The organism is Isoptericola jiangsuensis (genome assembly GCF_002563715.1).
Classification (GTDB): domain Bacteria; phylum Actinomycetota; class Actinomycetes; order Actinomycetales; family Cellulomonadaceae; genus Isoptericola; species Isoptericola jiangsuensis.
This window is the reverse complement of the sequence record NZ_PDJJ01000001.1, coordinates 199636-218413: the sequence shown is the minus strand read 5'-3', so window position 1 is coordinate 218413 and position 18778 is coordinate 199636. Positions and strand designations below refer to the sequence as shown.

Sequence of the window (18778 nt, the reverse complement as noted above, 5' to 3'; positions counted from 1 at the left end):
ACCCGTCCGAGAGGAGACCACCGTGGTCGTCAACGACCCCGACGCGCAGCGGCGCGTGCTCAACCGTCTCAAGCGTGCCCGCGGGCAGCTCGACGCCGTCATCGCGTCCGTCGAGTCCGGCGGGAGCTGCCGCGACGTCGTCACGCAGCTCTCCGCCGTGTCCAGCGCGCTGGACCGGGCGGGCTTCGCCATCATCGCGACCGCGATGAAGGACTGCGTCACCGACCCCGAGCAGGCCGCCGCCGAGCAGGACGGCCTGACCACCGCCGAGCTCGAGAAGCTCTTCCTCAGCCTCGCCTGAGCAACCCGACCCCCCTGAAGGAGAAGTAGCCCCATGTGTCAGCCCACCCTCTGCCGGACCTGCGGCAAGACCACCTGGGCCGGTTGCGGCATGCACGTCGACGACGTGCGCCGCTCGGTCCCCGCCGCGCAGTGGTGCGGCGGTCACGACGAGCCGCGCGCCGGCGGCGGCGGGTTCCTGTCGCGCCTGTTCGGCGGCCGCTGAGACACCCGGAGCCCGGCACCCCTGACCAGACGTGCCGGGCTCCGGCGTCGGCGCTTGTCCGGACGGCGGCCGACCGGGACGATGGCCCGGTGCCTCCCCGGACCGGCCTCGCCGCCACGCCCCCGCCCCGCCGACGCTCCGCCGCGCGACGCCTCGGCCTCGCCGCCGTGGCGGTGTCGCTCCTGCTGACCGGCTGCGCCGTGGACGCGGGCACCGCCGCGAGGAACGCCTTCGTGGACCACATGGAGGGCACCGACGGGGTCCTGTCGGCGGACGGTTTCATGAGCAACGACCTGCCCTTCCTGGGCAGTGGCCTGGTCGAGGTCCGGCTGAGCACGGATGCGTCCGAGGAGACGCTGCGGTCGGCCGTGGAGCGGGCACTGTCCTTCGAGCCGGCTCGCGGCGTCGACATCTCCGCCCTCCGCATCGTCTCGGACCCGGACCTCGCCGCGGGGGATCCCTCCGGCGCTGCCTTCGACCTGCCCGCCTCCGTGTCGTTCGATGTCGAGTGGGGCACCCCGGCGACGACGGCGGCCGACCGGCTCCTCGCGCTGCGCGCGATGCCGGAGGTCCTGGACGTGTACCACGACCGGCGGTTCGATCAGACGCGGCTCACCGTGGCGCGCGGCGCGGACGCCTGCGCGGTCGCGGACCGCGTCGAGCGCACGCTGGACGCCGCGCCCGGCGCGGTCGAGCGGGTCTCCGTCGACGAGGGCGTCGGCGTCGACCGGTCAACCTGCGACGGCTGAGCCGGGCCCGCCGCCGGCCCCGCACCGCCGGCCCAGCACCGCCGGGCCGCCGCGTCAGTCGGACGCGGAGCCCTGCCGGTCGTCGATCCACCGCTGGCCGAGCGCGACCACGCGGCCGACGTTCACGGCCCAGCCGACGCCCCAGACCCGCGGGCCGAAGATCTGCGGGTTCTCCGGGGCCCACCAGCGCTCCTTGATCCGCTCGATCGTCGGGAACCGGAGCTCGTAGGGCACGAACCCGGCGACGGTGCCGTGCCACGTCCGCTCGTCGGGCTCCTTGCGCAACTCCTTGGTGACGGCCGCGGCGACGAGCGCCAGCGACACCACCTTCACGGCCTTGCTGAACCCGCTCTTGTTCTTGCCGGTCGACGTCATCGCTGCTCCTGGGTCGGGTGCGGTCGGTCCCCTCTTCTCCCATCGTGCCCTCTCGGGCCGCGGAGGGCCATGGCGCCGACGCAGTTCCTCAGGTGTCGCCGGGCCGAGTCCTGAGGAGTCCCGACACCGACCCGGACCGACGTCCTGACCTCTCACGCATCAGCGGCCGATCCGTGCGGAGTCACGACGCCGCGTCGATCTCCGCGAGCAGGGCGTCGCGGCGCTCGGCGGGCAGGAACGACGACCGCACGGAGTTCGCGGCGAGCGTGGCCCGCTGCGCGTCCGTGAGCCCGAGACCTGCGGACAGGGCCGCGAGGTTGTCGTCGAGGTGGCCGCCGAAGTAGGCGGGGTCGTCGGAGTGGACGGACACGTTGAGCCCGCGCTCCAGCATGTCGAGCAGCGGGTGCTCGTCGATCGTGGCGACGGCCCGCAGGGCCACGTTGGACAGCGGGCACACGGTCAGCGGCACCTGCTCGGCGACGAGCCGGTCGACGAGGACGTCGTCGTCGAGGCTGCGGATGCCGTGGTCGATGCGCTCGGCGCCGAGCAGGTCGAGGGCGTCGGTGACGTAGGAGGCCGGACCCTCCTCGCCCGCGTGCGCGATGCGCCGCAGCCCGGCCTCCCGGGCCCGCGCGAAGAGCCGGACGAACTTCGCGGGCGGGTTGCCGACCTCCGCGGGGTCGAGGCCGATGCCGACGATCGGCGCGCCGAGGGCGAGCAGCCGGTCGAGCACGTCGAGCGCCTCGTCCTCGTCCCGGTCGCGCAGGAACGCCGCGAGGAGCAGGGTCGAGACGCCGAGGTCCTCCTCGCTGGTGGCGAGGACGGACGCGATGCCGTCGACGACGACCTCCAGCGGGACGCCGCGCACCAGGTGGGCCTGCGGGTCGAACATGATCTCCGCGTGCCGCACCCCCGCGACGGCCGCGCGCCGCAGGTAGGCACGGGTCATGTCCGCGAAGTCCTCCGCCGTGCGCAGGACCGCCATGTTCGCGTAGTAGAGGTCGAGGAACGACTGCAGGTCCGTGAAGTCGTACGCGCGGCGCAGCGCCTCGACGTCCGGGTACGGGAGCGTCACCCCGTTGCGCTCGGCGAGCGCCACGACGAGCTCGGGCTCCAGCGTCCCCTCGACGTGCAGGTGCAGCTCGGCGAACGGCAGGGTGCTCGCGCCGGGGCGGGCGGCGGGGCCGGTGGCGGCGGGGGGCGCGGTGGTCACGCGTCGATGGTGCCAGCCCGACGACGCCCGGGCAGCATCGCCCCGGCCACGACGACCGTGAGTCCCGCCACGGGGACGACGAGCAGCGCGGCGCGCAGGGAGGTGGCGTCGGCGAGGATCCCGATGACGGGCGGCATGAGCAGGAACCCGAGGCGCAGCAGCCAGGACACGACGGCGAGGCCGGTGCCGGCCCGCAGGCCGGGGAGCTCGTCGGCGGCGTGCATCGCGGCGGGGATGACGGTGGCGACGCCGAACCCGGCGAGCGCGAACCCGGCGATCGTCGTCGGGACGGACGGGAGGGCGAGCGCGAGTCCCATGGCGACGGCGACGAGCAGGCCGCCCGCGCGGGCGACGGCCGCCTGCCCGAACCGGTCGACGAACCGGTCGCCGGTGGCGCGGCCGAGGAACTCCATGGCCATGAACGCGACGAACCCGGTGGCGGCGACGGCGCCCACGGCGCCGAGCGACCCGGACAGGTAGAGCGTGGCCCACGCGTTCGCGCCGTCCTCGATGATCGCGCCGGCGGTCGCGACGACGACGAACGCCGCCAGGAGCAGCCCGACCCGGGCCCCGCGGGGCGCGGGTCCGGCGGTCCCGTGGTCGCCCGCCGGGTCGTGCCCGGCGTCGCCGGTGCGGGCGGTCGCCGCGGCGTCGTCGGCGGCACGGACGTCGGCGTCGTGGCCCGGCAGGCGGAAGCGGTAGGCGGTGAGCGCGACGAGGCAGAAGATCGTCCCGGAGATCGTCAGGTGCACGCCGAGCGGCAGGTCGAGCGCGATGGCGGCGGCCGCCATGCCGCCGCCGAGCACCGCCCCGGCGGACCACAGCGCGTGGAACGAGTTGAAGATCGACCGCCCGTAGCGCCGCTGGACGCGCAGGCCGTGGGCGTTCTGCCCGACGTCGGTCACGGCGTCCGCGGCGCCGCCGGCGAACAGCGCCACCGCGACCAGGGCGAGGGACGGGGAGAACCCGACGCCGACCATCGCCAGCGCCGTGAGGACGGTGCCGCCGACGGCGACCGCCGCCGACCCGAACCGCCGGATGATCGCGGCCGCCGCCAGGCCGGACAGCATCGCGCCCGCGGGGAACGCGACCACCATGAGGCCGTACACGGTGTTCGACAGGTCGAGGGCGGCCTTGATCTCGGGGTAGCGCGGCAGGAGGTTCGCGAACAGCGCGCCGTTGGTGAGGAACAGCGCGGACACGGCCGCGCGGGCGCGGCGGTCCGCGGCGGTGGGGCCGGTCGGGGCCGGGGCGTCGCTGACGGTCATGCGGGGGTCCTCCGGGGTCAGCGGGCGAGCAGCCGGCGGACGCCGGTCCGCACGACGGCGTCGTCGGGCCGCTCGGTGTCGAGCGCACGGTGGATGGTGACGCCCTCGACGAACGCGTCGAGCAGGCGGCAGGTCAGGGGGTCGAAGTGCCGGGCGAGCGCGGCGCGGCTGCGGTGCATCCACGCGTTCGTCAGGGTGCGGAACGCGGGTTCGCGGGCGGCGAGCGTGTACAGCTCGTGGCTCAGGACGAGGTCGCGCTGGGTGGCGAACACGTCGGTGGTGATGAGCGCGACGACGGCGTCGGCGGCCTGCTCGACGTCGGCCGCGGCGCTCAGGCGTCGCTCGAACCCGGCGGCCTGCTGCTCCGCGAACCGGCCGAACGCCGCCCGCAGGAGGTCGTCCATCCCGTCGAAGTGGTACGTCATCGAGCCGAGCGGCACGTCGGCGGCGGCCGCGACCCGGCGGTGCGACGTCCCGGCCACGCCGTGCTCGGCGACGACGTCGAGGCAGGCGTCGACGATGCGGTCGCGGCGGTGGGGGTCGTGGCGGCGGGCCCGGTGCCCGCCGGTGGCGGGGTCCCGGCCCGGCCCCGCGGGCCCCGGCGACGGCGACGTCGTCACGCGTCGGCGTCCGGCGGGGCGTCGGGTCCGGCGCCGGCTGCGGCGGGCCGGTCGATGTGCTCGCGGATCACGCGGGCCGGGTTGCCGACCGCGACGACGTTCGCCGGGAGGTCCTTCGTGACGACGGCACCCGCGCCGACCACGGTGTTGTCGCCGATGGTGACGCCCGGGCAGACGATGACGCCGCCGCCGAGCCACACGTTGTCGCCGAGCGTGATGGGCAGCGCCGCCTCGAGCTTGTCGCGCCGCGGCTGCGGGTCGACCGGGTGGGTCGGCGTGAGGAGCTGGACGTTGGGGCCGATCTGGCAGTCGGCACCGATGGTGATGGTCGCGACGTCGAGCGCGACGAGGTTGTAGTTGACGAACGTGCCCGGCCCGACGTGGATGTTCTCGCCGTAGTCGACGGCGAGCGGCGGCTTGACGAACGCGCCCTCCCCCAGGGTGCCGAGCACCTCCGCGAGGATCTCCACGGCGGCGGGGTCGCCCGCGACCGTGGCGAGGCGGTAGTCCTCCAGGCGCGTGTACGCGTGCTGCGCGATCCGGTGGCTCTCCGGGTCGTCGGCGACGTAGAGGTCGCCCGCGAGCATGCGCTCCCGGTTGGTGCGGGGGTCCCCGGCGAAGTAGTCGGTCGTCGTCATGCGGACGATCGTACCCATGATGCGTACGACCGTACACACCACACCCGACGCGAGTCAGCGCACCTCCCCGCGAGTCAGCGCACCTCCGCGCGAGTCATTGCAGGCCTCATCGGACGGCCCTGCTGTTCGGACGCAAACCGCATCTGAGCGCTCGACAGGCTGTTCGTACCGCAGACGAGGGACTAGGGTCCTGATCGTGCCGACGATGAGAGTGAGCGAGGCTGCCGTCTACCTGGGCGTCAGCGACGACACGGTCCGCCGCTGGATCGACCGCGGGCTGCTGACCGCGACGACCGACGACGCGGGCCGCAAGGTCGTGGACGGGTACGAGGTCGCGATGGTGGCGCGCGAGCACGCGACGCCGCCCGGCCTGCCGCCGGGCATGCGGAGCTCGGCGCGCAACCGGTTCGTCGGGCTCGTCACCGACCTCACCGTCGACACGGTGATGGCGCAGGTCGAGCTCCAGTGCGGCCCGTTCCGCGTGGTGTCGCTCATGAGCGCGGAGGCCGTCCGCGACCTCGGGCTGGAGCGCGGCTCCGTCGCGGTCGCCGTCATCAAGTCGACGAACGTCGTCGTCGAGACCCCGGGGGGCGCCGCGTGACCGTCGCTCTCGCCGGCCGGCGGGCCCGGACGACGTCCGGCACCCGTGCACCGCGCCGTGTCGCCGTCGCCGTGGCGCTCGGGGTCGGCGCGGCCGCCACGACGGCCGCCTGCTCGTCGGGCGACGCGGCGGGCGACGACGGCGCGGCCACCACGACGCTGACCGTGTTCGCGGCGGCGTCGCTGACGGAGGCGTTCGAGCAGGTCGCGGCGGACTTCGAGGCCGCGCACGCGGGGGTGGACGTGCGGCTGTCGTTCGCGGGGTCGTCGGACCTCGTCGCGCAGGTCCAGCAGGGTGCGCCCGCCGACGTCCTCGCCTCGGCCGACACGGCGACCATGGACAGGCTCGTCGCGGACGACCTCGTCGACGACCCGCGGGTCTTCGCGACCAACACGCTGACGATCGCCGTCCCGGCGGGCAACCCGGCGGGGGTGACGGGCCTGGCGGACCTCGCCGACCCGGCGCTGACCCTGGTGCTCTGCGCCCCGGAGGTGCCGTGCGGCGCCGCGTCGGCGCGCGTCGCCGAGGCCGCCGGTCTCGACCTCGCCCCGGACAGCGAGGAGCAGAGCGTCACGGACGTGCTCGGCAAGGTCGCGGCGGGCGAGGCCGACGCGGGGCTGGTCTACGTGACGGACGTCGCGCGCGGCGGGGACGCCGTCGAGGGCGTCGCCTTCCCGGAGGCAGCGAACGCCGTCAACACGTACCCGGTCGCGGCGGTGGCCGACGCCGCGCAGCCGGTCCTCGCGGCGGAGTTCGTCGACGCGGTCCTGTCTCCCGAGGGCCGGGCGGTGCTGGCGGGCGTGGGCTTCGCGCCGCCGTCGTCATGACGTCCGCCCGGCCGGCCGCGCACGGGGCGTCGTCCGAGGTCGCGGTGGGTCTGCCCCGCTGGGCGTACGTCCCGGCGGCGCTGGGCGGGCTGCTGGTGCTGCTGCCGCTGGTCGCGATGGCGACGCGTGTCGACTGGGGCGACTGGTGGTCGCTGGTGACGAGCGAGTCGGCGCGGGTCGCGCTCGGTCTGAGCCTGCGCACGGCCGCCGCGAGCACGGTCGTCTGCCTGGTGCTGGGCGTGCCGATGGCGCTGGTGCTGGCCCGCTCGGGGTCGCGGGTGCTGCGGTGGCTGCGACCGCTGGTGCTGGTGCCGCTGGTGCTGCCGCCGGTGGTCGGCGGCATCGCGCTGCTGTCGACGTTCGGGCGGCGCGGGTTGCTGGGCGGGACACTGGAGGTCCTGGGCCTGCAGGTGGCGTTCACGACGGTGGCCGTGGTGATCGCGCAGACGTTCGTGGCGCTGCCGTTCCTGGTGGTGAGCCTGGAGGGTGCGCTGCGCACGGCGGGTTCCCGGTACGACGTGGTCGCGGCGTCCCTGGGGGCGCGCCCGACGACGGTGCTGCGCCGGGTGACGCTTCCGCTGGTAGGGCCGGGCCTGGTGTCGGGGGCGGTGCTGTCGTTCGCGCGGGCGCTGGGCGAGTTCGGCGCGACGATCACGTTCGCGGGGAGCCTGCAGGGCACGACGCGCACGCTGCCGCTGGAGATCTACCTGGCGCGGGAGGTCGACCCGGACGCGGCGGTGGCGCTGTCGTCGGTCCTCGTCGTGGTGGCGGTGGCCGTCATCGGGCTGGCGCACGGGCGCGGGGGTGCCCGATGACGCTGACGATGGAGGCGCGGCTCGCCGCCCGTGGCGTGGAGGTCGCGCTGGAGGTCGCGGACGGCGAGACCCTGGCGCTGCTGGGACCGAACGGTGCGGGGAAGTCGACGGCGCTGGGCCTGGTGGCGGGGACGCTGCGGCCGGACGACGGCGTCGTCGCGCTCGACGGACGGACGCTCGCGCACGTCGAGGCGGGGCGGACCCGCGCGTGGGTGGCGCCGCACGACCGGCAGGTGGCGCTGCTCGCGCAGGAGCCGCTGCTGTTCCCGCACCTGAGCGTGGTGGACAACGTGGCGTTCGGCCCGCGGGCGCAGGGCGCCGGGCGCCGGGAGGCGGCGGTCCGGGCCGCCGGGTGGCTGGACCGGGTCGGGGTCGCCGAGCTGGCGGCGCGCCGGCCGGGGGCGTTGTCGGGCGGGCAGGCGCAGCGGGTCGCGGTGGCCCGCGCGCTGGCGGCGCGGCCCCGGCTGCTGCTGCTGGACGAGCCGATGGCGGCGCTCGACGTGGACGTCGCGCCCGCGCTGCGACAGACCCTGCGGCACGTCCTGGCCGACCAGACGGCGGTCGTGGTCACGCACGACGTGCTCGACGCGCTGCTGCTCGCCGACCGGGTGGCGGTCGTGGACGACGGCCGGGTCGTCGAGCAGGGTCCGACGGCTCAGGTGCTCGGTCGGCCGCGCAGCACGTTCGCGGCGTCCCTGGCGGGCCTGAACCTGTTGACGGGGCTGTGGACGGGTGACGGGGTGCGCACCGACGTCGGCGCGGTGGTGCACGGTCACCACGACCCGGGGGTGCCCGTCGGCGCGGCGGCGGTGGCCGCGTTCCGCCCGGCCGCGGTGGCGGTGTTCCTCGCCCCCGTGCCCGGATCGCCGCGCAACCTGCTGCCCGGCACGGTCCGCACGGTGGAGCCGCACGGCGACCTGCTGCGGGTCCGCGGGGACCTCGTCGCCGCGGACGTCACGCCGCGGGCCGTCGCCGAGCTCGGCCTCGCCCCCGGCGTGGACGTCTGGTTCTCCGTCAAGGCCGCGGAGGTCGACGTCTACCCGGCATGACGACCCGAGCCGTCGACCGGTGCACGACGGCTCGCCGGGCCCCGGCCGGACGTCGCCACCTCCAGGTCGGCGCGGTCGCGCGAGCGGCGAGGATCGATCAGTGCCCGCCGGCGCCCAGCAGCTCCAGCGCGCCGTCGAGCGCGCCTGTCGCGCTGTCGGGGTCGACGCGCACGAGGGCGAAGGCGCTGACGACGAGGGCGGTGCAGAGGTCGGCGAGCCGGTCGCGCTCGGCCGCCGGACGACCGGGGTACCGGGCGTCGACGCCGCGGCCGAGGGCGGCGCGGAGCTCGGCGCGGTAGTCCGCGACGACCCGGCGGACGGCGGGGTCGCGGGCGATGGGGGCGCCGGAGGCGTTGACGAGCAGGCACCCGCTGTCGGCCTGGATCTCGCCGGTGGCCGCGAGCGCCGCGCGCAGCCCGGTGAAGTACCGCACGACGGCGTCGGGGTCCGGGTGGTCGACCGTGTCGTCGGTGAGCGTCCGCAGCCGGGGGCGGACGACGTCGTCGAGGTAGGCCTGGACGGCGGCGTCGAAGAGGCCGCGCTTGGAGCCGAAGGCGTGGTAGATGCTGGACCGGTTGAGGCCGGTGGCCTCCTCGAGGGCGGGGACGGACGCGGCCTCGTAGCCGGAGCGCCAGAACACCCCGAGCGCGGCGCGTACGACGCGGTCGGTGTCGAAGGTCTGCGCCCTGCCCATCTCGAACCCCCAGTTGCTGCAACGGTCGTTCCAGTATAGTTTGTGGAACGAGCGTTGCAATACTGCGACGCGACCGCCGCAGCACAGGGAGCACCGATGATCGTCGCCGGACTCGTCCTGGCGGGCCTCGCCGCCGGGCTGCACGTCTACATCTTCTGGCTCGAGTCCGTCGTGTGGACCACGCGGGCCCGCGCCGTCTTCGGCACCACCGAGGCCGAGGCCGCCGCGACCCGCGAGATGGCGTTCAACCAGGGCTTCTACAACCTGTTCCTCGCGATCGTCACCGGCGTCGGCATCGTGCTCGTCACCGCCGGCTCCGACGCCGCGGGCCACGCCCTCGTCCTCGCCGGCACCGGCTCGATGCTGGCGGCCGCCGCAGTGCTGCTGCTCTCCTCCCCCGACAAGCGGGGCGCCGCCGTCAAGCAGGGCACCCTGCCGCTGCTCGCCGTCGTCGCCCTCGCCGTCGGCCTCACGCTGTAAGCCCCGCACCACGGAAGCAGGTCCCATGTCCGACGTCGTCTCCACCCAGGTCCAGCTCGCCGCCCGCCCCACCGGCTGGCCGACGGCCGACACCTTCCGCACCGTCCAGGTCGCCTACGGCGACCTCGCCCCCGGCCAGGTGCGCGTCGTCAACGAGTTCGTCTCCGTCGACCCGTACATGCGCGGGCGCATGAACGACGTCCGCAGCTACACCCCGCCCTACGCGCTGGGCGAGACGATGACGGGCGGCGCGATCGGCCGCGTCGTCGAGTCGGCCTCCGACGACGTCCCCGTCGGCGCCGTCGTGCTGCACCAGTTCGGCTGGCGGGACGTCGTCCAGGAGGACGCGAAGGGGTTCCAGGTCGTGCCCGAGATCCCCGGCGCGCCCCTGTCGTTGCGGCTCGGCGTCCTCGGCATGACGGGCCTGACCGCGTACGTCGGCCTCACCGCGATCGCCGGGCTGCGCGAGGGCGACACCGTGTTCGTCTCGGGCGCCGCGGGGGCCGTCGGCACCGCCGTCGGGCAGATCGCCCGCCTGCTCGGCGCGTCCCGCGTCGTCGGGTCCGCCGGCACCCCCGAGAAGGTCGCCCTCCTCACGGAGAAGTACGGGTACGACGCGGCGCTCAACTACAAGGACGGCCCCGTCCGCGAGCAGCTGCGCGCGCTCACGCCCGACGGCGTCGACGTGTTCTTCGACAACGTCGGCGGCGACCACCTCGAGGCAGCCCTGGACCGCATGAACGACGGCGGACGCCTCGCCCTGTGCGGCGCCATCGCGCAGTACAACGACACCTCCCGCACGCCCGGCCCCGACAACCTGGCGAACGTCGTGACGCGCGGCCTCACCATCCAGGGCTTCACCCTGCCGAGCTACCTGCACCTGGGCGCCGAGTTCCAGTCCCGCATGACCGAGTGGTTCGCCGCCGGGAAGATCAGCTGGGACGAGACGGTCGTCGACGGCATCGAGAACGCCCCGCAGGCGTTCCTCGACATGATGCGCGGCGCCAACATCGGCAAGATGGTCGTCCGCGTCTGACGGCGGCCCGCCACGGCGCCCGCCCGCAATCTCCGTGACGGGCGGGCGCCGCCCGGGGCACCATGGGGGCATGCCCGCCCCCGCCCGCCCCGGACTCGTCGTCGGCCCCACGCTGACGATCCCCCGGGCCGAGCTCACCGAACGGTTCTCCCGGTCCTCCGGCCCGGGCGGGCAGGGCGTCAACACCACGGACTCCCGGGTCGAGCTGTCGTGGGACGCGGGCCGCTCCGCCGTCCTGAGCGACGTCCAGCGCGACCGGCTCACCGGGCGTCTCGGGCACCGCCTCGTCGACGGCGTCCTCACCGTCACCGCCGCCGAGCACCGCGAGCAGCGGCGCAACCGCGACGCCGCCGCGCACCGCCTCGCCGCGCTCGTCGCCGACGCCGTGGCGCCGCCCGCCCCGGCCCGGCGCCCCACCCGCCGCACCCGCGGCTCGCAGGAGCGCCGCCTGACCACCAAGAAGCAGCGGTCCACCACCAAGCGCCTGCGCTCGTCGCGCCCCTCGCGCGACGACTGACGGCGCCTCCCCCCGCCGGCTCGCCGGACCGCTCGGGTCCGGCCCTCACCGCCCGGCGGGCACCGGCGCCGTCTGTCCCTGACCCGCGAACGCCACCGTCACGGCCGCGGTGCGGGTCGTGACCCCGAGGCGTTCGAACGCGTGCTCCAGGTGGGTCCGCACCGTCGTCGGCGAGATGCCGAGAGCCACCGCGACGTCCCGGTTCGACATCCCGAGCGCGACGAGCCGCAGGATCTCCGCCTGCCGACCGGTGAGCCCCTGCGGCGGGGCGGGGGCGGACGGGTCGGTCACGACGGCGGCCAGTAGGTCGCGCAGGTGCGGCAGGAGCAGCCGGCAGATGGTCCGCTCCCGGTCGCCGAACGGCGGGCCGTCGTACCGCGGCGCGAGCAGCCGCAGCGTCCGGCCGGGCCCGTCCGGGTAGCCGAGGATGATCTCGTCGTCGACCGTCAGGTACTCCCGGTGCACCGGGTGCTCGGCCCAGCGACGCTGCCCGTAGTGCTCGCGCAGGCTGGTGACGGCCGGGGCGCCGGTCCGTTCGACCAGGCTGCACGGCGACGCCCACCAGTGGTCGAGCAGCACCTCGGACCCGTCGCCCGCCGCCGGGTCGACCGGGCCGAGCTCCGACCCGCCGGCCAGGTACTCCGCGCCGACGTCGACCTCCTGGACGTGCCGGTAGCTGAAGTCGCGCGCGTCGAGGGCGTGGAAGGCAACCCCGTCGGCACGGAGCAGGACCTCGAGGCGACGCAGGACCTCGAAGACGACCGGGACCGAGGCGTGGTGCCGACCGGCGTCGGCCAGGTCGAGGATGTCGCGCAGCGCGGCCAGGTCGTCGCTCGTCGGGTCGACATGGGTCACGGTGTCCTCCCGGGTCCGCCTGCGCACCACGGTAGGCACGGTCGGGCGCGCACGCTCCCGGGTGCACCGTCCGCGGGCACGGATACGACGGATGTCGGATAGGCGGCACGGACGCCGCGACGAACGCTGGGGGAAGACGGCCGGGAGCCACCCGGCCCCGGCGAAGGAGTCGCCATGACACCCCGGACCACCCCCCTGCACCGCGTCCGCCGGCACGCCGCCCTGCTCGCCACCTCCGCCCTCCTCGTCGGCGGGACCGCCGTCGCGGGCCCGGCGGTGGGCGAGGACGTCCCGCCGCCCGTCGCGGTCGAGGTGCTGTCGGCGCACGCCGACTTCCCCGACGCGGTCGGCGTGACGATCCACCGCAGGCTGCCCGGTGAGCGTCGCGACGTCATCCGGCTGCGTGACGCCGGGAACGTGGTGGTCGCGCGCCTCACCGTGCAGCCCGGCGCGCGGTTCCCGTGGCACACCCACCCGGGGCCCGTCGTGGTGTCGGTCGTCGGCGGCGACCTGGTGTACCAGCAGGCCACGGACTGCGTGCAGCGTCGGTACGCGACGTCCGAGGCGTTCGTCGACCCCGGGGACAAGATCCACACGGCGTGGAACCCGGGCGACGAGCCGACGGTGCTCGTCGCGACGTTCTACGGCGTGCCCGACGGAGGCGCCGTGACCCTGCCCGTGCAGGACCCGCCGGACTACTGCTCGGGCAAGGACGTCCGCCCGGGGAGGTCCGGGTGGGCGGCGCCCGCCCGTCTCGTGGCGGGTGTCCCGGGCCGGTTCGCGATGGCGTGACGCGCCGCGGACAGGTGTCTCGCGATCCGGACCCCCCTTGGTAGTGTTTAATTCCGATCGATACGGTCGGACTACTAGGGAACGTCCGAGCAGCACCGCGAGAGGCCACCCATGACGGCACCCCCCGGCACCCCCGCCGGCACCCGCACCCCGCCCACCCGGGTGTCCGCGCTCCGCGCGGTCCCCCCTGACGAGTCCCTGCGCGTCGGCGTCGACGACCGGTTCACCACGCCCCCGCGCCGCCCCGACCGGGGGCGGCGCGTCCGGGCCGTCGCCGGCCGCGTCGCCGGACCCCTGCTCGTCCTGCTGCTGTGGTGGGTCGCCACCGCCCTGGAGTGGGTGTCCCCGCTCCTGCTGCCGTCGCCCGGCACCGTCCTGGCCACCGGCGCCGACCTCGTCTCCTCCGGCGTCCTCGGCGAGAACCTGCTCGTCTCCCTCGGGCGCGCGGGCACCGGCCTCGTCATCGGCGTCACCGTCGGCGTCCTGCTCGCGCTGTTCACCGGCCTCAGCCGCACCGGCGAGCTCCTGGTCGACTCCAACGTGCAGATGCTGCGCGCCATGCCGATTCTCGCGCTCCAGCCGCTCGTCATCGTGTGGTTCGGCATCGGCGAGCCCACCAAGATCCTGCTGGTCGCCCTCGCGGTCACGTTCCCCGTGTACATCAACACGCACGCCGCGATCCGCGCCGTCGACGTCCGGTTCGTCGAGCTCGCGCAGACCGTCGACCTGTCCCGGTGGGCGCTCGTCCGGCGGGTCGTCCTGCCCGGCGCCCTGCCCGGGTTCCTCACCGGCCTGCGGTTCGCCACGTCGATCTCGTGGCTCGTCCTCGTCGTCGCCGAGCAGATCAACGCGACCGCCGGCATCGGCTACCTCATGACGCAGGCCCGCACCGTGGCCCGCACCGACGTCATCATCGTCGGCCTCGTCGTCTACGCCCTGCTGGGTCTCGTCTCCGACGTCCTGGTCCGCACCCTCGAGAGGAAGGCGCTCGGATGGGCACCCCGACTGCAGGCACGCTGAGCACCACCGTCCCGCCCGGCACCGACGCACCCGTCGTCGTGGACGCCCGCGGCGTCGCCCGCACCTTCGACGGCCGCGGCGTGCTGCACGACGTCACGCTCCAGATCCGGCGCGGCGAGTTCGTCGCCCTGCTGGGCCGGTCCGGCTCCGGCAAGTCGACGATGCTGCGGATCCTCGCCCAGCTCGACACCGAGCACGACGGCCACCTCGCCGTCCCGACCCGGCGCGCGGTGGCGTTCCAGGACTCCCGGCTGCTGCCGTGGGCGCGCGTGCTGCCCAACGTGCTGCTCGGGCTCAAGGACGCCGCCGGCCGCGCCCGCGGCGAAGCGCTGCTCGCCGAGGTCGGGCTCGCCGACCACGCACGGGCGTGGCCCAAGACCCTGTCCGGGGGCGAGCAGCAGCGCGTCGCCCTGGCACGCGCGCTGGCCCGCGACCCCGAGCTGCTCCTCATGGACGAACCGTTCGGCGCGCTCGACGCCCTCACCCGGATCCGCATGCACCGCCTGCTGCGCGAGCTGGTGTCCCGGCACTCGCCCGCCGTCCTGCTCGTCACCCACGACGTCGACGAGGCCGTGCTGCTCGCCGACCGCGTCATCGTCCTCACCGACGGCCGGCTCTCCCTCGACGAGCAGGTCGACCTGCCCACGACCGGCCGCCGCTCCGACCCCGGGTTCACCGCCCTGCGCTCCCGCCTGCTCACCGAGCTCGGCGTGGGCGACGACGACCACTAGCCCCCGCCGGCCGTCCGCGGCCCCCGCCCCACCCCGACCAACACGTCCTGCCCGAGAGAAGGGTTCCTCCGTCATGCCCCGAACACGCCTGTCCCGCCCCGCACCCGCCCGTCCCGCACGCACCGGACGCGCCGCGGCCGCCGCCGTCGCCACGTCCGCCGCCGTCCTCGCCCTGGCCGCCTGCGGCGGCGACTCCGCCGCCACCGACGCCGCGGGCGACGACGTCGTCCTGCGGGTCGGCGAGCTCGGCACCGCCATCACGCAGGAGACGCTCCTCGACTCCGCCGGCGAGGGCGACGACCTCGGCTACGAGGTCGAGTACTCCCTGTTCGGCAACGGCCCGGCGTTCATGGAGGCGGTGCCGTCGGGCGCCGTCGACCTGACGGTCATGGCCGACACGCCGTCGATCTTCGCGCAGGTCGGCGACATCCCGGTCAAGGTCGTCGCGGTGCAGGACACCCTGGCTGAGGGCGAGTCGTTCGTCGAGATCGTCGCGAACCCGGGCTCCGGCATCGCGTCGGTGGCCGACCTCGCCGGGAAGAAGGTCGCCGTGCAGCCCGCGACGATCCTCCAGTACACGGTGGTGCGGGCGTTGGAGGCCGAGGGCCTCTCGTACGACGACATCACCCCCGTCGAGCTGCCGCTGCCGGACGCCGCCGCGGCGCTCGCGAAGGGCGACGTCGACGCGGTCGCGTCCCTCGACCCCACGCTCCAGCAGCTCAAGGCGAACGGGGCCGTGACCATCGGCGACGGGGAGGGCTTCACCACCGGCTACTCGTACGTCGTCGCGACGGAGGCGGCGCTGGCCGACCCCGCGAAGGCCGACGCCATCGGCGACTACCTGGCGCGCCTGGGCCGCTCCTACGACTGGACGGTGGACCACGCCGCCGACTGGGCGGCGACGACGTCGCAGCTCACCGGCCTGCCGGAGCCCGTCGCGCTCGCCGCGCAGGAGCGTCGCGGCTCCGGCTGGGTGCCGATCGACGACGACGTGGTGGCGAAGCAGCAGGAGCAGGCCGACGTCTACACGGCGCTCGGCCTCATCGCCGAGCCGCTCGACGTGTCCACCGAGTACGACGACCGCTACGACGACCAGCTGACCGGAGGCGACCAGTGAGCACGCAGCACTCTCAGGAGCACCCCGCCCAGCACCCCGACGTCCCCGCGGGCGCGCGCGGCTACGAGCGGTTCCCGGGCCGCATCGGCGAGACGGTCGCCGACTCCACCCGCGCGTGGCCGCGTCCGCGGGGCGCCCGGGCCGGCGCGCCGAACGTCATCGTCGTCATCCTCGACGACATGGGCTACTCCGACGTCGCGCCGTTCGGCTCGGAGATCGCGACCCCCGCGCTGTCCGCGCTGGCGGACCGCGGCTACCGCTTGACGAACTACCACACGACGCCCGTCTGCTCCCCGGCGCGGGCCGCCCTGATGACGGGCCTGAACCCGCACCGGGCCGGGTTCGCGTCCGTCGCGAACTCCGACCCCGGGTTCCCGAACCTGCGCCTGGAGATCGACCAGGACGTCGCGACCCTGCCGGAGTCGCTGCGGGCCGCGGGCTACGCGACGTACGCGTTCGGCAAGTGGCACCTCACGCGGGACGCGCTCATGCACGACGGCGCGGACAAGGCGTCGTGGCCGCTGCAGCGCGGGTTCGACCACTTCTACGGGACGCTGGAGGGCTGCAACTCGTTCTTCCACCCCAACCAGCTCGTGCGGGACAACACGCCCGTCGACACCGACGACTGGCCCGCCGACTACTACCTGACCGACGACCTCACCGACGACGCGATCGCGCAGCTCGCGACGCTGCGCGCCCAGGAGCCGGACAAGCCGTTCTTCCTGTACTTCGCGCACCACGCGATGCACGGGCCGCTCGGCGCGAAGCCCGCGGACATCGCCGCGCAGCGGGGCCGGTACGACGACGGCTGGGACGAGGTACGCCGGGCCCGGCACGCCCGCCAGCTCGACCTCGGGCTGTTCCCGCCCGACACGCCGCTGCCGCCGTCGGCCACGGAGCCCGGCTTCGACGTCCCGGCCTGGGACGCGCTCGACGCCCGGACGCGTGACCTGTACGCCCGGTACATGGAGGTGTACGCCGCGATGGTGGCGAACGTCGACGAGAACCTGGGGCGCCTGCTCCAGGTGGTCGACGACCTCGGCGAGCTGGACGACACGATCGTCGTGTTCACCTCGGACAACGGCGGCACGTCCGAGGGCGGCCCCGAGGGCACGCGCTCCTACTTCTCGCGGTTCGTGCACATCGCCGGCCTGCCGCAGGACTGGGAGGCGGACGTCGACCGCGACCCCGACCTCATCGGCGGCCCCCGCACGATGGTCCACTACCCGCGCGGCTGGGGGCAGGTCTCCAACACGCCGTTCCGGTTCTACAAGGGACAGACCCACGCCGGCGGCGTGCGGGTGCCGCTGTTCGTGTCGTGGCCGGCCGGGCTCCCGCGCGACGCCGACGACGACGGGCTGCGCCACCAGTACCAGTACGTCACCGACCTCACGCCGACGATCCTCGACCTCGTCGGGGTGGAACCCCTGGCCGAACGGCACGGCCGCCCCACGCAGGAGGTCGACGGGGTGTCCCTGCGCCCCGTGCTGGCCGACGGCGGGGCGGCGTCCACCCACCCCGAGCAGTACGCGGAGTTCGGCGGGTCGCGCGGCTACTACCGGGACGGCTGGAAGCTGGTGTCCCTGCACACCCGCGGCCGGTCGCTCACCGAGCCGCAGTGGGAGCTCTACCACGTGGACGCCGACCCGAACGAGCTCGTCGACCTCGCCGAGAAGGAGCCGGAGCGCGTCGCCGAGCTCGCCGAGGCGTGGCGCGACGCCGCGTGGCGCAACACCGTGTTCCCCCTCGGCGCCGCGTTCGCGCCCGGGCGGCGACCGGCCGAGCAGGCGCTGGAACGGCCCGTGCGGCTGCTCCGCCGCACCCGGCGCCTCGAGCGGTACCGGTCGTCGAAGCTGACGTCGCTGCGGTCGTTCACCGTGGACGCGGAGGTCACCGCGCCCGGCGACGGGTTCCTCGTCGCGCACGGCGACCAGGGCGGCGGCTACGCGCTGTACGTCGAGGACGGCGAGCTGCACCTCGCGTACAACGAGTACGGACGCCTCCACGACGCCGCGCTCGGTGGGTTCGCCACCGGCACCGTGCACGCCGCGTTCACGTGGCTGCCGGACTTCCGGTGGCGCATCGACGTGAGCGTCGACGGCGAGCCGCGCGGCGGGCTCGCCGACGTCACGATGCTGCTCGGCATGGCGCCGTTCAGCGGCATCGACGTCGGCGTCAACCGCGGCGGCCCCGTCCACTGGGACCTCTCGCAGCGGCACGGGTCGTTCCGGTTCACCGGACGCCTGACCGGCGTCACGTTCACGCCGGGCGAGCACGCGGCCTACGACCCGGAGCTCGTCGCCCGCGTCGAGGAGGACGTCGCCGAGTTCTACGACTGAGCGGCGGTCCCGCGTGCCGGGTCCGTGCCGAGCCACGCCCTGCGGGGCGTCGTCGCGGTGCGGGCCCGGCCGCGACGTGCCCGGGCGGGGCCGGGGTCAGTCGAGGCAGAACTCGTTGCCCTCGACGTCCTGCATGACGAGGCAGGACTCGTTCTCGTCGTCGGCGAGGAGGATGTGCAGCCGTGTCGCGCCGAGCGCCACGAGCCGCGCGCCCTCGGCCTCCAGGACGGCGACCCGCTCGTCCCCCACGAGGCCGGTCCCGGCGCGCACGTCGAGGTGCACGCGGTTCTTGACGACCTTCCCCTCCGGGACACGCTGGAAGTAGAGGCGCGGACCGGCGCCCGTCGGGTCCTCGGCCACGGCCCACGCGCCGTCGTCCTCGTCCGGCAGCGTCGGGTCGTACCCGAGCGTCGCGCACCAGAACCGCGCGACCCGCACCGGGTCCGCGCAGTCGAACGTGACCTGCACTTGCCGGACCCGCCTGACCTGTTCGCTCGTCGTCACCGTGACACCGTAACGACAGGCAGATCCCGGGGT

The 18778-nt window shown here is 75.0% G+C and carries 23 protein-coding genes; 15 read left to right on the top strand and 8 right to left on the bottom strand.

What is annotated here, in order from left to right:
* Positions 1-22: 22 nt before the first annotated feature.
* From ATJ88_RS01015 to ATJ88_RS01005, 3 genes are all read left to right on the top strand, one after another.
* Positions 23-301: a metal-sensitive transcriptional regulator gene (locus ATJ88_RS01015; protein ID WP_098462086.1), complete on the top strand. Its 279-nt coding sequence runs from the start codon at positions 23-25 to the stop codon at positions 299-301.
* Positions 302-334: 33 nt separating this feature from the next.
* A complete protein-coding gene (locus ATJ88_RS18230; protein WP_098462085.1) occupies positions 335-505 on the top strand; it encodes a hypothetical protein in 171 nt (56 codons plus the stop codon).
* Between the two features lie 89 nt (positions 506-594).
* Entirely contained in the window at positions 595-1254 is a 660-nt protein-coding gene (locus tag ATJ88_RS01005; protein WP_098462077.1) for a hypothetical protein, read from the top strand.
* 54 nt (positions 1255-1308) lie between these two features.
* On the opposite strand, the gene ATJ88_RS01000 is transcribed toward ATJ88_RS01005, so the two are convergent.
* From ATJ88_RS01000 to ATJ88_RS00980, 5 genes are all read right to left on the bottom strand, one after another.
* The gene (locus ATJ88_RS01000; RefSeq protein ID WP_098462075.1) at positions 1309-1629 is read right to left on the bottom strand and encodes a DUF5808 domain-containing protein; all 321 of its coding nucleotides are present in this window, start codon (positions 1627-1629) and stop codon (positions 1309-1311) included.
* 181 nt (positions 1630-1810) lie between these two features.
* The gene (locus tag ATJ88_RS00995) at positions 1811-2842 is read right to left on the bottom strand and encodes an adenosine deaminase (RefSeq protein ID WP_211287433.1); all 1032 of its coding nucleotides are present in this window, start codon (positions 2840-2842) and stop codon (positions 1811-1813) included.
* Positions 2839-4110, bottom strand: a complete 1272-nt coding sequence (locus ATJ88_RS00990) for an MFS transporter (protein ID WP_098462074.1) — start codon at positions 4108-4110, stop codon at positions 2839-2841. The genes ATJ88_RS00995 and ATJ88_RS00990 overlap by 4 nt, the downstream gene beginning before the upstream one ends.
* A 17-nt stretch (positions 4111-4127) precedes the next feature.
* The gene (locus ATJ88_RS00985; protein ID WP_098462072.1) at positions 4128-4730 is read right to left on the bottom strand and encodes a TetR/AcrR family transcriptional regulator; all 603 of its coding nucleotides are present in this window, start codon (positions 4728-4730) and stop codon (positions 4128-4130) included.
* Complete coding sequence (locus ATJ88_RS00980; protein WP_098462071.1) at positions 4727-5368, bottom strand: sugar O-acetyltransferase; 642 nt, start codon at positions 5366-5368, stop codon at positions 4727-4729. The genes ATJ88_RS00985 and ATJ88_RS00980 overlap by 4 nt, the downstream gene beginning before the upstream one ends.
* Before the next feature lie 196 nt (positions 5369-5564).
* Here ATJ88_RS00980 and ATJ88_RS00975 point away from each other — a divergent pair, with 196 nt between their 5' ends.
* From ATJ88_RS00975 to ATJ88_RS00960, 4 genes are read left to right on the top strand one after another with little or no spacing between them, the layout of a single operon-like run.
* A complete protein-coding gene (locus tag ATJ88_RS00975; protein ID WP_098462069.1) occupies positions 5565-5969 on the top strand; it encodes a TOBE domain-containing protein in 405 nt (134 codons plus the stop codon).
* On the top strand, positions 5966-6796 hold the full coding sequence (gene modA / locus ATJ88_RS00970; protein WP_245852037.1) for a molybdate ABC transporter substrate-binding protein: 831 nt from the start codon (positions 5966-5968) through the stop codon (positions 6794-6796). The genes ATJ88_RS00975 and modA overlap by 4 nt, the downstream gene beginning before the upstream one ends.
* Complete coding sequence (locus ATJ88_RS00965) at positions 6793-7611, top strand: ABC transporter permease (protein WP_098462068.1); 819 nt, start codon at positions 6793-6795, stop codon at positions 7609-7611. The genes modA and ATJ88_RS00965 overlap by 4 nt, the downstream gene beginning before the upstream one ends.
* Entirely contained in the window at positions 7608-8660 is a 1053-nt protein-coding gene (locus ATJ88_RS00960) for a sulfate/molybdate ABC transporter ATP-binding protein (protein WP_098462066.1), read from the top strand. Before ATJ88_RS00965 ends, ATJ88_RS00960 begins: the two co-directional genes overlap by 4 nt.
* Positions 8661-8757: 97 nt before the next feature.
* Here the strand turns inward: ATJ88_RS00960 and ATJ88_RS00955 are convergent, their stop codons facing one another.
* Entirely contained in the window at positions 8758-9414 is a 657-nt protein-coding gene (locus tag ATJ88_RS00955) for a TetR/AcrR family transcriptional regulator (RefSeq protein ID WP_342744824.1), read from the bottom strand.
* Positions 9415-9450: 36 nt separating this feature from the next.
* Between ATJ88_RS00955 and ATJ88_RS00950 the strand changes: the two genes are divergently transcribed.
* The 3 genes from ATJ88_RS00950 to arfB all read left to right on the top strand — a co-directional run bounded on the left by ATJ88_RS00950 (position 9451) and on the right by arfB (position 11387).
* Positions 9451-9834: a DUF1304 domain-containing protein gene (locus ATJ88_RS00950; RefSeq protein ID WP_098462063.1), complete on the top strand. Its 384-nt coding sequence runs from the start codon at positions 9451-9453 to the stop codon at positions 9832-9834.
* 25 nt (positions 9835-9859) lie between these two features.
* The gene (locus ATJ88_RS00945; protein ID WP_098462062.1) at positions 9860-10870 is read left to right on the top strand and encodes an NADP-dependent oxidoreductase; all 1011 of its coding nucleotides are present in this window, start codon (positions 9860-9862) and stop codon (positions 10868-10870) included.
* Between the two features lie 70 nt (positions 10871-10940).
* The gene (arfB, locus tag ATJ88_RS00940; RefSeq protein ID WP_098462061.1) at positions 10941-11387 is read left to right on the top strand and encodes an alternative ribosome rescue aminoacyl-tRNA hydrolase ArfB; all 447 of its coding nucleotides are present in this window, start codon (positions 10941-10943) and stop codon (positions 11385-11387) included.
* Between the two features lie 45 nt (positions 11388-11432).
* Here the strand turns inward: arfB and ATJ88_RS00935 are convergent, their stop codons facing one another.
* Complete coding sequence (locus ATJ88_RS00935; protein ID WP_245852036.1) at positions 11433-12242, bottom strand: helix-turn-helix transcriptional regulator; 810 nt, start codon at positions 12240-12242, stop codon at positions 11433-11435.
* A 174-nt stretch (positions 12243-12416) separates the two neighbouring features.
* Between ATJ88_RS00935 and ATJ88_RS00930 the strand changes: the two genes are divergently transcribed.
* From ATJ88_RS00930 to ATJ88_RS00910, 5 genes are all read left to right on the top strand, one after another.
* Positions 12417-13034, top strand: a complete 618-nt coding sequence (locus tag ATJ88_RS00930) for a cupin domain-containing protein (RefSeq protein ID WP_098462059.1) — start codon at positions 12417-12419, stop codon at positions 13032-13034.
* Between the two features lie 111 nt (positions 13035-13145).
* Positions 13146-14054, top strand: coding sequence for an ABC transporter permease (locus tag ATJ88_RS00925; protein WP_098462058.1), 909 nt, complete (start codon positions 13146-13148; stop codon positions 14052-14054).
* A complete protein-coding gene (locus ATJ88_RS00920; RefSeq protein ID WP_098462056.1) occupies positions 14027-14785 on the top strand; it encodes an ABC transporter ATP-binding protein in 759 nt (252 codons plus the stop codon). The genes ATJ88_RS00925 and ATJ88_RS00920 overlap by 28 nt, the downstream gene beginning before the upstream one ends.
* Before the next feature lie 73 nt (positions 14786-14858).
* Positions 14859-15902, top strand: coding sequence for an ABC transporter substrate-binding protein (locus ATJ88_RS00915; RefSeq protein WP_098462055.1), 1044 nt, complete (start codon positions 14859-14861; stop codon positions 15900-15902).
* Positions 15899-18241 carry an arylsulfatase gene (locus ATJ88_RS00910; RefSeq protein ID WP_098462053.1) on the top strand — a complete coding sequence of 781 codons (2343 nt, stop codon included), beginning with the start codon at positions 15899-15901 and terminating at the stop codon, positions 18239-18241. Before ATJ88_RS00915 ends, ATJ88_RS00910 begins: the two co-directional genes overlap by 4 nt.
* Positions 18242-18337: 96 nt before the next feature.
* On the opposite strand, the gene ATJ88_RS00905 is transcribed toward ATJ88_RS00910, so the two are convergent.
* Positions 18338-18745: a VOC family protein gene (locus ATJ88_RS00905; protein WP_098462052.1), complete on the bottom strand. Its 408-nt coding sequence runs from the start codon at positions 18743-18745 to the stop codon at positions 18338-18340.
* Positions 18746-18778 lie beyond the last annotated feature (33 nt).